7 protein-coding genes and 4 pseudogenes are annotated in these 12,168 nt (G+C 39.1%); 6 read left to right on the top strand and 5 right to left on the bottom strand.

The annotated features are described in order from the left end of the window. The 5 genes and pseudogenes from CDG59_RS13810 to CDG59_RS13830 form a co-directional block, all read left to right on the top strand. Positions 1-198: pseudogene (locus CDG59_RS13810) on the top strand (IS701 family transposase); the annotation flags it as partial. 17 nt (positions 199-215) lie between these two features. Then, positions 216-1,277: pseudogene (locus CDG59_RS13815) on the top strand (TolC family protein); the annotation flags it as partial. 12 nt (positions 1,278-1,289) lie between these two features. Next, positions 1,290-2,453 (top strand): HlyD family secretion protein, encoded by a 1,164-nt coding sequence (locus CDG59_RS13820; RefSeq protein WP_087545820.1) that lies wholly within the window; start codon positions 1,290-1,292, stop codon positions 2,451-2,453. 3 nt (positions 2,454-2,456) lie between these two features. After that, positions 2,457-3,587, top strand: coding sequence for an ABC transporter permease (locus CDG59_RS13825; protein WP_087545822.1), 1,131 nt, complete (start codon positions 2,457-2,459; stop codon positions 3,585-3,587). Then, positions 3,584-4,696 (top strand): ABC transporter permease, encoded by a 1,113-nt coding sequence (locus tag CDG59_RS13830; protein ID WP_087545823.1) that lies wholly within the window; start codon positions 3,584-3,586, stop codon positions 4,694-4,696. Before CDG59_RS13825 ends, CDG59_RS13830 begins: the two co-directional genes overlap by 4 nt. 26 nt (positions 4,697-4,722) lie before the next feature. Here the strand turns inward: CDG59_RS13830 and gyrA are convergent, their stop codons facing one another. The 5 genes and pseudogenes from gyrA to xerA form a co-directional block, all read right to left on the bottom strand. Beyond that, a complete protein-coding gene (gene gyrA, locus CDG59_RS13835) occupies positions 4,723-7,452 on the bottom strand; it encodes a DNA gyrase subunit A (protein ID WP_087545825.1) in 2,730 nt (909 codons plus the stop codon). A gap of 296 nt (positions 7,453-7,748) precedes the next feature. Next, positions 7,749-8,264: pseudogene (locus CDG59_RS13840) on the bottom strand (DinB family protein). A gap of 82 nt (positions 8,265-8,346) precedes the next feature. Beyond that, the gene (locus CDG59_RS13845) at positions 8,347-9,279 is read right to left on the bottom strand and encodes an electron transfer flavoprotein subunit alpha/FixB family protein (protein WP_087545827.1); all 933 of its coding nucleotides are present in this window, start codon (positions 9,277-9,279) and stop codon (positions 8,347-8,349) included. 17 nt (positions 9,280-9,296) lie between these two features. Beyond that, positions 9,297-10,046 carry an electron transfer flavoprotein subunit beta/FixA family protein gene (locus CDG59_RS13850; RefSeq protein WP_005161342.1) on the bottom strand — a complete coding sequence of 250 codons (750 nt, stop codon included), beginning with the start codon at positions 10,044-10,046 and terminating at the stop codon, positions 9,297-9,299. A gap of 438 nt (positions 10,047-10,484) precedes the next feature. After that, the gene (gene xerA / locus CDG59_RS13855) at positions 10,485-11,372 is read right to left on the bottom strand and encodes a site-specific tyrosine recombinase/integron integrase (protein WP_171295049.1); all 888 of its coding nucleotides are present in this window, start codon (positions 11,370-11,372) and stop codon (positions 10,485-10,487) included. A gap of 160 nt (positions 11,373-11,532) precedes the next feature. Between xerA and CDG59_RS13860 the strand changes: the two are divergent. After that, positions 11,533-12,148: pseudogene (locus CDG59_RS13860) on the top strand (LysE family translocator). The last annotated feature ends 20 nt before the right edge of the window (positions 12,149-12,168 follow it).

Genomic DNA, 12,168 nt, shown 5'->3' on the forward strand with positions numbered 1-12,168 from the left:
AGACGATCTAAACTGATTTTGAATCATATTTTTGCAGCCTTGATGGCCTACGTCGAGATACAAAAGAACCAGTTTGAGCGGATCTTTGAAAATGTATATCGTTGGCAGAAGAAATTATTTAGACCAATCATCAAAGACTTCATTGATGACTTTATTCTCGATAAAAATCATCTCCTACCACAGAGAATCTATAAATAATAGTGCGTAAGTCCTATAAAGTTCCAAATAACTTAGATGTCACTGTTGAAGATCATGATGTTCGTACTTCAGTTTCAATGGTTATGCCGCTATATACAGGTGGAAAAATTAATAGCGCTAAACAAATCGCCGCTATTCAAGCAAAACGCTCAAATATTAGTGAAAAACAACAGCAAGATACACAACGTTTCGAAATGATTCAGGCTTATTTCAATGTGCAATTACAACAACAATTAGCCAAGTCAGCGTTGTTTAATTTGAATGCGATGCAAGAACATTATAACAATGCGCTAAAACTTGAAAAACAAGGTTTTATTAACAAGGGACAGCGTATGCAATTTGAAGTTGCACGCAATAATGCTGAACGTACTTACCAAAATGCACAGTCTAATTTAAAAGCGAGCGAATTTAGTTTACAGAATCTATTACAAACCAAAGAAAGTGTCAGTCTAAGCACCCCACTTTTTGTGAATTTAACTCAGAATCATTCTTTGGATAAATTGCTTGCAAATTATGATCAGAACTCAAGTTTGATTAAAAAACTAGAAATAGATACTGAATTGGCCAATGAAAATGTGAAAGTTCAACAAGCCTCTAAAAAACCAAGTGTTTTTGCTTTTGGAGAATACGGCTTAGATAGCAAAGAAAATTGGATTGTAGGTGTGATGGCAAAATACAATTTATTCTCAGGTATAGACAATAATAAAAATATCCGTGCAGCAGAGCTCAAAAAATATGCAGCAGAGCTTATGACTGAACGGACAAAACAAGAAGTCGAAAATGTTTTATACAAATCTTATAGTGAATTAAATTCTTCGCAAAATAGCCATCAATTACTTACCCAGAATACCAAAGCAGCTCAAGAAAATTTAAGAATCCAACAACTTTCATTTAAAGAAGGTATGGGTACTGCAACGCAAGTGATTGACGCACAAAATGCTTTAAGTACTTTAAAAACTGAAATGGCACTCAACTCGTATAAATATATTTTATCTTTGGCCACCTTATTACAAAGCTATGGTTCTATTGATGAATTTAAGCTTTACGTTAATCAACCACGTACTGACTATATACGCTAATTGGAGAAATTTATGAGCCAGAATCCATCATCATCCAATTCAGAACGTGATACAGATCAAGTCAATCAAACAACAGATGCTCAAACAAAAGAAAAAGCATCTGAACCAGTTTCTCTAATTGAACATACAGAAAAAGTAGAAACTGAAACAGCAGCTTTGAATAAAAAAATTCCACCGAATAAATCATCTAAAAATGGAAAACTCAAACTTATTGGGTTAATTATCCTTATTTTATTATTCGGTTTAATTGCATTTGGTCTATGGAAAGCTTATCAACCTCAGACCATTGAATTACAAGGTCGCGTTGAAGCAGAAACAGTACATATCAGCACCAAAGTTCCAAGCCGTATTGAAGAGTTTTACGTCACTGATGGACAACCCGTTAAAAAAGGACAGGCTTTGGTTCGTTTTGTTAGTCCAGAGTTAGAGGCAAAGAAAGAGCAAGCACAAGCAGCTTTACAAAGTGCTACAGCATTTCATTCAACCGTATATCGTGGTGCTCAGCAAGAGAATATCGAAACCTTATACGCTAACTGGCAAGCAATGAAAACCCAAGCTGATTTGGCAGCAACCACTTATAAACGTGGTGAAAATTTATTTCAACAAGGTGTCATTTCTCGTCAACGCCGTGATGAAATGTTAGCCGCCCAAACTTCGGCACGTGAAACTGCTGAAGCAGCTTATCAACAGTACGCACGCGCTAAACGAGGCAGTACGGAGCAACAAAAATCAACTGCTGATGCACAAGTGGCTATGGCTCAAGCAGCGGTAAAAGAAGCCAATGCTTTAACCGAAGAGACCAAACTATATTCACCGACTGATGGTACTGTTTCTAAAACTTACGGTAAACCAACTGAGTTAGTCGCGACAGGCATCCCTGTAGTAAGCATTCTTGAAGACCATGATTTATGGGTAAGTTTGAATGTCCGTGAAGACATGTATAGCTCAATTTATAAAACTAAAACTCTGGAAGGTTTTATTCCTGCACTCAACCGTAAAGCAAATTTTAAAGTGAAAAAAATTGATGCCGAAGGTGATTTTGCAACGATTAAGACAACAAGACAAACTGGCGGTTATGATATTCGTAGCTTCAAATTTCATTTAGTACCAGAACAAACCATTCCAGACCTAAAAGTCGGTATGAGTGTTTTATTTAACATTGAAGAGGCAAAGTAACCGATGTTTGCAGTAATGCTTCGGGAGTTGCGCTATTTAAAACGCCATAAAGCTGATTTTTTTATGGCGATCATTGCCCCTTTGTTGGTGATTCTTCTTTTTGGCAATATGTTTGCATCGGGTAAAGCTGAGCATTTACCTATCGTTGTGATTGATCAAGATCAAAGTGAAATGAGCCGTAAAGTCATTCATGCACTGAGTATCAATCATACTTTACAAGTAAAAACTATCACCACTAGCCAAGATGAAGCCGAACAGCTTATTAATAAAACTGAAGCATGGGGATTCGTTTTAATCCCCGATGGTGCAGAACAAAGATTAGTAAAAGCACAGGATGCTCAAATCAGCATTGCCTATAACCAGTCCTTTTTTAGTATTGGAAATACCATTTCCTCTGCAATGCTGATGAGTACATTAAACGGTATGGCAGATTATACGGGACAGAGTTACTTATCAAATGTAATCCCCTACTTGGATGTTCCCACACCAAATATTAAGATTTCTACGCTATATAATCCTAATATGAGCTATGAACTGTTTCTGGAACCATTCATGGTGCCTGCAGTGCTACATCTACTGCTTTGCTGTTGTGTGGCTTTTGCGATCGGACAGGAATTTAAAAGGAAAACCCTGAATGAATGGGTTGACTCAAAACACATTATTTCTAGCCTATTAGGTAAAATCCTGACCTATGTCTTTATTTTTTGTGCGTGGACAGGGTGCTGGATGTTTTGGCTAGCACATATTCGTGGCTACTTTATTGCAGGCTCGCTCAGCCTAATTTTGCTTGCACAATTTTTACTTTATTTTTCTTATGCTGTCATCAGCAGTACTGTTGTATTAGCCACCAAAGATCTACCTAAAACCTTTGGTTTTATTGCACTTTACGGTGGATCATCACCTAGTTTCTCGGGAATTACTCTCCCCCTGAATAATGCACCAGCATTTACTCAATTTTGGTCAATGATTATTCCATATACGCCTTATGCGAAACTACAAACTGAGCAATGGGTGATCGGTAGCGATATTTCCGTATCTCTTATTCCTTTTGGTATTTTAGTTATTTTCTCTGCTCTTTATTTAGGTTTAAGTATTCGTTTATTGAAGAAAAATATTCAGGAGCAAAATCAATGAAATCATTTTGCTTCTATTACATCCAAACGTTTAAAAATATTGTTGCAAATAGTTCTGTATTTACCACATTGATTGCAGCTGTAATCATGTATAGTTTTTTCTATCCTACTGCTTATAAAGCTCAGTCGGCAGCAGACATCCCAATTGTAATTGTTGACCAAGAACAAAGTATTTTAACCTCAAAAATTATTAGTCAAGCTGCTAATAGTCCACATATTCGAATCACAACAGTTACCGATAATTTCCTAGAGGCTGAGAAACTCGTAAAAAATCAGAAAGCTGAAGGCATTTTACTCTTACCCGAAAATCTTACCAATAGTTTGAAACGCGGCGAAATGGGTGGAATCGGTCTTTACCTAAGTACAGCCTATTTCATTCGAACCAAAGAAGTGGGAATTGGTCTAGCGACTTCAATTGAAGCGAGTTTACAAGAATATTTAGAAAAATTTGGCAAAGCTTCTTCATTTCATCCTGAGATCTCAATTCATCAGATTCCTCTATTTAATACATTATCTGGCTATGGCAGCTATATTTTTCCTGCTGTATCTAGTCTTATTATTCATCAAACCATATTACTCGGACTCGCAATGTTGATTGCGAGCTATAGAGAAAAAGGTTGGGTTGCCAACCGATCAGAATTTTTTGCGATTTTTGCCGCAATATTAACCATCGGATGTTTAGGTTGTCTCTATTTATTTGGCTTTACATTTTGGTTATATGAATATCCGCATGGGGGTAATTTCTGGGGAATGCTATTCGCTGTTCCAATTTATGTGAGTTGTATCATTGGTTTAGCAACGCTTATTGGCTCATTGGTGGATATGCCCGAACGAGTCGGACATTTAATTATTGTGACTTCAGTGCCTTTGTTTCTATTAACAGGAACAGCATGGCCACATCAAGCTATGCCTGAATGGATGCAATTCTTGGCGTGGTTACTACCATCCACCAATGGCGTACAAGTGTTCGTACAACTGAATCAGATGGGGGTCGCAACATCCATTGTTGTTCCTAAACTTATTTATCTTGCGACGGTAGCTGCAATTTTACTGGCACTTTCTTATTATCGATTAGTGATGATGAAATCAATAAAAAAGGAAGCCGATTAGCTTCCTTTTTTATGATCTTAGATGACTTACGCTTCTGGCGTATCATCTTTTGGTTCTACTGTCGCTTCTTCAGAAGTTACAGCCTCAACCTCTGTATTTTCCGTTTCTTCTGTAACGTCTAACTCTTCGTCATCTTCTACAGCTGCAATCGAAACAACACCGACTAAGGTTTCAGCATCGCTTAAGCGGATTAAACGAACACCTTGTGCATTACGACCTGTGGTTGCAACCTCAGCAGCACGGGTACGCACTAATGTACCACCATCAGAAATCAACATCAGTTCTTTGCTTTCATCAATAGATACCGCACCGACAAGCTCACCATTACGTTCGCTGGTCTTGATTGCAATCACACCTTTACCACCACGTTTCTTGGTTGGGAAGTCATCCACTGGTGTACGTTTACCATAACCGTTTGCACAAGCACACAGTACTTCACCCGTTTCAGGTACAACCACAAGTGAAACAATACGACTGACAACATTCGAATCTGATGAATCATCATTGTCATCGCTATCATCATTTTCGACTTCAGCATCTTCAGATTCAATGGTATTGCTTGCAAAACTCACACGCATACCACGCACGCCTTTGGCCGTACGTCCCATCGCACGAACATCTGTTTCAGCAAAACGAATTGCCTTCCCTTCGTTCGAGAACAACATGATCTGCTGATTACCATCGGTAATTGCAACACCGATTAAAGTATCTTCTTCGTTCAACTCAATCGCACGTAAACCATTAGAACGAACATTGCTAAATTGTGCTAATTCAACACGTTTTACCGTACCCGAAGCTGTTGCCATAAACACATAATGGTTTTCTGGGAACTCAGTCAACGGTAAAATTGCGGTTACGGTTTCATTGGCTTCCAGTGGCAACAAGTTGACAATTGGACGACCTTTGGCACCACGAGAGGCTTGTGGCACTTCAAACACACGCAGGCGATACACCTTACCGACATTGGTAAAGCACAGTACGGTGGCATGGTTAGAAGCAACAATTAAATGTTGGATGATGTCGTCATCTTTCATGGTAGTTGCAGACTTACCACGACCACCACGACGTTGTGCTTGATAATCAGACAGTGGTTGCGTTTTGGCATAACCAGTTTGCGAAACGGTTAACACCACTTGCTCTTCTGGAATCAAATCTTCACGACAGAAATCTACACCTGATTCCACAATGTCAGTACGACGACCATCGCCATATTGCTGCAAAATCAATGCAAGTTCTTCACGAATCACATTCATCAACAAGTTGAAATCATTTAAAATTGCCGTTAATCCAGCAATTTGACTCAAGATTTCAGTATATTCGGCGTGTAGTTTATCTTGCTCTAAACCAGTTAAACGGTGCAAGCGTAACTCTAAAATTGCCGCAACTTGGGTTGGCGATAATCGATAAATTTCACCCGACAAACCAAATGGACGGCTTGGGTCTTCGCCCTCAATTTCATCTGGACGTACCGAAATTGCACCGGCTTTTTCAAGCAATGCCACCACACCACCCCCAGCCCACTCGCCTGCTTGTAAACGTTCACGTGCTTCGCTTGGGTTGGCAGAAGTTTTAATGGTTTCAATAATGGCATCAATATTCGCCAAAGCAACCGTCAAACCTTCTAAGATATGCCCACGTTCACGTGCTTTACGCAATTCAAACATGGTACGACGCGTCACCACTTCTTGGCGATGACGAATAAATGCCGCAATAATATCTTTTAAATTCATCAACTTTGGCTGACCATTGTCTAAACAAACCATGTTGATGCTGAACGAATTTTGCAACTGGGTATGCAAGAATAAATTATTCACCGCAACTTCAGCATTTTCGCCACGTTTGAGGTCAATCGCAATACGCATACCGTCTTTATCAGACTCATCACGCAGTTCCGAAATGCCTTCTAATTTCTTTTCTTTGACCAGTTCTGCAATACGCTCAATGGTTCTTGCCTTGTTGACCTGATACGGAATTTCGGTAAACACAATGGTGGTCCGACCGGTTTTCGGATCTTCTTCGAAGTGATATTTACCACGAATATGCAAACGACCTTTACCAGTACGATACGCATCGACAATGCCAGATTTACCGTAAATAATACCACCAGTAGGGAAATCTGGACCCGAAATATGTTCCATTAACCCTTCAATAGAAATATTCGGATCATTGGCATAAGCCAAACAAGCATTGACCACTTCGGTCATATTGTGCGGCGCCATATTGGTCGCCATACCCACTGCAATACCCGTCGTACCGTTAATCAATAAGTTGGGAATGCGGGTCGGCATCACCTGCGGAATACGCTCAGAGCCGTCGTAGTTATCTTCCCAATCAACCGTGTCTTTTTCAAGATCAGCCAAAATCTCATGGGTGAGTTTTTGCATCCGCACTTCGGTATAACGCATTGCCGCGGCACTATCGCCATCGACCGAACCGAAGTTACCTTGACCATCGACCAACATGTAGCGCAAGCTAAAATTCTGCGCCATACGAACAATGGTTTCGTACACAGCAATGTCGCCATGCGGGTGATATTTACCAATCACATCCCCGACCACACGAGCAGACTTTTTGTACGCTTTGTTATAATCATTACCCAATTCATGCATTGCAAACAACACACGACGGTGAACAGGTTTTAGACCGTCTCTTACATCGGGCAATGCACGAGATACAATTACGCTCATCGCGTAATCTAGATATGAATGCTTGAGTTCGTCCTCAATGGCAATCGGTCTAATTTCCGATACGCTCATGCATACTCCTTGTTTACAAGTAGATGGCTCTACTTGTTTTTATGTATTCAATCTTGCAAAAAATTAGTTCAGAAAATTGAACTAAAATTAAAAAATATAGCGAAAAATTATAGCATAAATGACAGGTTAACTGGGAGTTTGCTAATCTGAAAATAGCATTTTTTTACAATAAAAAATTTATTAGAATTAATAAGTTAAAAATCTAGTTTTCCATTTTTTAGTGAACAGAATAAAAGATTACTTTTTAATCAAAATAAAGGCATTTTTAATAAAATATTCAATCCAGTTTTTTAAAATCAGCGGTATAAATAGGCACATTCTCTTTGAAAGAAAATTAAGTCTAGCTCCAAGGACTTTGCTGTTAGCTCAAAGATCATGCTGTGCATTTGACCTCGATGATGCGTTTAATGGTTAAATAGGTGTGCCAATATTTCAATCAAAGGCTCAGTATAAATTTGACCTCGACGGACATAAGTAATGGTTTGATGGAATGAAACTTCATCATGTTCATGAATAAAATTTATCAGACTTTGATCATGTTCAATTCGAGCATTCTCTAATTGGGCGAGTTGATTATAAAGAATTTCATCCAAAGTATACGTTGATGCAACAACACCTTTGATACGCTCAAACCAAAGTATATCTCCTACCAACACATGATTTGCCGTTTGCATAAGGGATTTAAAATAAACTTTACAATCTTGATTTAATTGCTCCTCTGTTAAGCTGATGAGCGTAGAAAATAACTTTTGATTTGGCCACTGATTATAATGAGCCAGCATCAGAAAATAGGTCTTAAAAGTATAATTCATCGGTAATGCTCTCATTTATTTATTCTTATTTTTAACATAAAAAAACGCCCCTTTCGGAGCGTTTCAAACTTAATTCAGAGAATTAAAGTTTAGATACCAATTCTGGTACAACAGTGTTCAAATCGCCCACTAACCAGTAGTCAGCAACGCTGTTGATTGGCGCTTCTTCGTCTTTGTTGATTGCAACAATAACTTTAGAATCTTTCATACCTGCTAAGTGCTGAATCGCACCAGAGATACCGATTGCCAAGTAAAGATCTGGCGCAACGATTTTACCAGTTTGACCAACTTGGAAGTCGTTTGGTACGAAACCAGCATCTACCGCAGCACGTGAAGCACCTTGAGCAGCACCAAGCTTATCAGCTAATGGGTCAAGTACTTTGTGATAGTTTTCACCAGAACCTACACCACGACCACCAGAAACAACGATACGCGCAGCAGTTAATTCTGGACGATCAAGTTTCACGATTTCTTCGCTTACAAACTTAGAAATACCAGCATCTTTCGCTTCAGCAACAGCTTCAACTGCAGCAGAACCGCCTTCAGCAGCTGCAGCATCAAATGCTGTACCACGAACTGTACCAACGATGATTGCTTCGTCAGATTGAACAGTTGCGATTGCGTTACCTGCATAGATAGGACGCTTGAAAGTATTTGCAGATTCTACAGAAATGATATCTGTGATCATGCTTACATCAAGAAGTGCAGCAACACGTGGAAGGATGTTCTTACCAGTAGTTGTAGAAGCAGCTAATACGTATTTGTAACCTTTCGCTAAATCCGCAACTAAAGCAGCTACGTTTTCAGCCAATTGATTTGCATAAGCAGCATTGTCAGCAAGTAATACTTTGCTCACACCAGCAACTTTAGCAGCAGCATCAGCAACTGCCTGAGCGCCAGAACCAGCTACTAATACAGTAATATCACCACCGATTTTTTGAGCTGCCGCAACAACGTTTAAAGTTGCACCGTTAAGTGACTGGTTGTTGTGATCAGCGATAACTAAAATACTCATGATTTTATCCTTCTGTATTAGATCACTTTCGCTTCATTTTTCAATTTTTCAACAAGTTCGTCTACAGACTTAACTTGTACGCCAGCTTTACGTTCAGCAGGTGCTTCAACTTTAACTGTTTTAAGTTTAGTACCAGTTGCAACGCCGTAGTCAGCAGGAGACTTAGTATCAAGCGGTTTTTTACGCGCTTTCATGATGTTTGGAAGAGCAGCATAACGTGGCTCATTCAAACGTAAGTCAGTTGTGATGATTGCCGGAAGACCAAGCTCAACAGTTTGTAAACCGCCATCAACTTCACGAGTAACTTGTACTTTACCGCCGTCAACTTTAACTTCAGATGCAAAAGTACCTTGACCAGCACCAAGTAAAGCACCAAGCATTTGACCTACTTGGTTAGAGTCATCATCAATTGCTTGTTTACCGAGAAGAATTAGTTCTGGTTTTTCAGCATCAACAACGCCTTTTAAAATTTTAGCAACTTCTAAAGCGCCAATTTCATCAGTAGTTTCAACTAAGATACCACGGTCAGCACCTAAAGCCATTGCAGAACGAATTTGTTCTTGCGCGTCTTTAGAACCCACTGAAACAACAACGATTTCTGAAATCGTTCCTTTTTCTTTTAAGCGAACCGCTTCTTCCACTGCGATTTCACAGAATGGGTTAATTGACATCTTAACGTTAGTTAGGTCAACCCCAGTATTGTCCGGCTTAACACGAACTTTAACGTTGGCATCAACCACACGTTTTACAGCGACAAGAGCCTTCATGTAATCCTCGGCTGTTCTAATCAAGTAAATGTAGTGAAGAGCATTCTAACTCTTCGATTGAAACTTTTTAGGTGCCCTATCTTGCAATGTATTTGGCATTTCGGTCAAGTCACAATTTTCGCTATGACTGTAAAAAAGATGAAATGCTCAGTTCACTAATTTAGAGCACTGAAAAATCAACTCAATTAAGCTGTCCGTTCTTATCAATATTACATTTTGATTTTATTAATATTTTATAAAATTCAACCATCTAAAATATATCTTGCAGACAAAAAGCAGATGTTCTGTAACGGATCATTTCGGGCAAATCCAAACACCCAACAGTTTTTGCAAAAAATGGGCAATAAAGTGAGAATATTGTTTAAGCACTGTTCAAGTGTGCCCTGTAAAATAAGTTGCCTATTTTACATGCAATTTTGCAACATAATATATCAGGATTCAGTTTTTCTGCGCCCGAGGATGGGTTTGGTCATATACATTCATCAATTGTTCAAAGTCGACATGGGTATAGATTTGAGTGGTGGACAAGTTGCTATGACCCAACATTTCCTGAATTGCACGTAGGTCACCACTGGCGGAAAGCAAATGGCTGGCAAAACAATGCCGTAATAAATGTGGATGCAAATCGACACTGATCCCTGCCCGCTGGGCCTGTAACTTGACCCGATTTTCAATTTGTCGTGGAGTCAGCGCATTGCCTTTTTGTGAAATAAACACGGCTGAATCTGCGGCAAAACCACCCTGCCATATCCGATAGATTTTTAGCCATTCAATCAAGCCTTGTTTTGCCTTGCTTCCAAACGGCACAACTCTCGTTTTATTGCCTTTACCCGTTATACGCAACAATTGTCGATTAAAATCAATATCCTTAATCTTTAACCCTTGTAATTCGGCTAAGCGCAATCCACTGGAATAAAGAAGTTCAAGCATTGCTTTATCACGTAGCCATAATTGTTGTTCGATCGGCTTCTCGGGCGCTGCCTGATCTAGAATCTGATTCACTGTTTCAATATCAATCATCCCTGGCAAAGGACGCGGCTGGCGCTTTAATCGAAAGTCTTCAGATGGATTTTGTTGTAGATACTGACCTTGCTCAGCCCACTTCATAAACTGACGAATTGATGTTAAATGGCGTTGCAGACTACTCGAACTCAATTGATCTTGCTCAACTCGTGCAGCCAAGTATTCTCTTAAATCAGATGCTTCGACATCTTCCAATCGTAGCTTTTTGTATTCACAAAAATTTAAAAAATCGGTTAAATCACGTTGATATGCTGCAATCGTATGTTCCGATTGATTTTGAATAATGCGTTCTTTTAACCACATGGAAAGAAGTTTTATAGGAGTTTCCAAATTTCTCTCCATCTTGGAATATCGACCAACTTGTATTTTAACAAATTTTCTTCTGATTTATCTTTAAACAAATCTCGAAGTATATATAGCTGTGTAATACAATATATTTCAAGTTTTTTGTAGCGCCATCACCATGTCAATGTTGCTTATCCCCTATCTCATTGCAATCTCAATTCTTACGATTACTCCTGGTCTGGATACAACACTCATCATCCGTACCGCAACACTTGAAGGTAAAATGAAAGCATTTCAAGCAGCTTTAGGAATTAATCTAGGTTGTATTGTGTGGGGAGTGATCGTGGCCTGTGGCTTAGGTGCATTGTTGATGACTTCGGATCTTGCTTTTAATGCTTTGAAATGGATAGGGGCAATTTACCTGACATGGTTAGGACTCAATCTCCTTTTAAAACCTCGTAGCCAACTTGCGAGTTTAAATAATTCAGCAGTGACAAGGCAAAATTGGTTTATGAAAGGTTTTTGGGGAAATTTACTCAATCCCAAAGTCGGTATTTTCTATATTTCCTTTTTGCCACAGTTTATTCCACAGTCTGCATCTCCAGTAATTTGGACCATGAGTCTTGTGATGATACATGTCGTAATCGGATTGATCTGGTCAATTTTTCTAATTGCTGCGATGCAGTCCATTTCCGCTTATTTAAAGCAACCTAAATTTATTCGATATATGGGATCGCGTCACAGGAAGTATTTTTATCTTGTTTGCACTGAAACTAGCATTGAGTAAGCGATAAGTCATAAAAAAAAGCGTGCT

It is taken from the genome of Acinetobacter sp. WCHA29, from assembly GCF_002165335.1.
Taxonomy (GTDB): domain Bacteria; phylum Pseudomonadota; class Gammaproteobacteria; order Pseudomonadales; family Moraxellaceae; genus Acinetobacter.

Bases quoted from the DNA above. Each gene is read 5' to 3' on its own strand.
- CDG59_RS13820 (WP_087545820.1), top strand. From the start codon at position 1,290: ATGAGCCAGAATCCATCATCATCCAATTCAGAACGTGATACAGATCAA.
- CDG59_RS13825 (WP_087545822.1), top strand. From the start codon at position 2,457: ATGTTTGCAGTAATGCTTCGGGAGTTGCGCTATTTAAAACGCCATAAA.
- CDG59_RS13830 (WP_087545823.1), top strand. From the start codon at position 3,584: ATGAAATCATTTTGCTTCTATTACATCCAAACGTTTAAAAATATTGTT.
- gyrA (WP_087545825.1), bottom strand. From the start codon at position 7,452: ATGAGCGTATCGGAAATTAGACCGATTGCCATTGAGGACGAACTCAAG.
- CDG59_RS13845 (WP_087545827.1), bottom strand. From the start codon at position 9,279: ATGAGTATTTTAGTTATCGCTGATCACAACAACCAGTCACTTAACGGT.
- CDG59_RS13850 (WP_005161342.1), bottom strand. From the start codon at position 10,046: ATGAAGGCTCTTGTCGCTGTAAAACGTGTGGTTGATGCCAACGTTAAA.
- xerA (WP_171295049.1), bottom strand. From the start codon at position 11,372: ATGTGGTTAAAAGAACGCATTATTCAAAATCAATCGGAACATACGATT.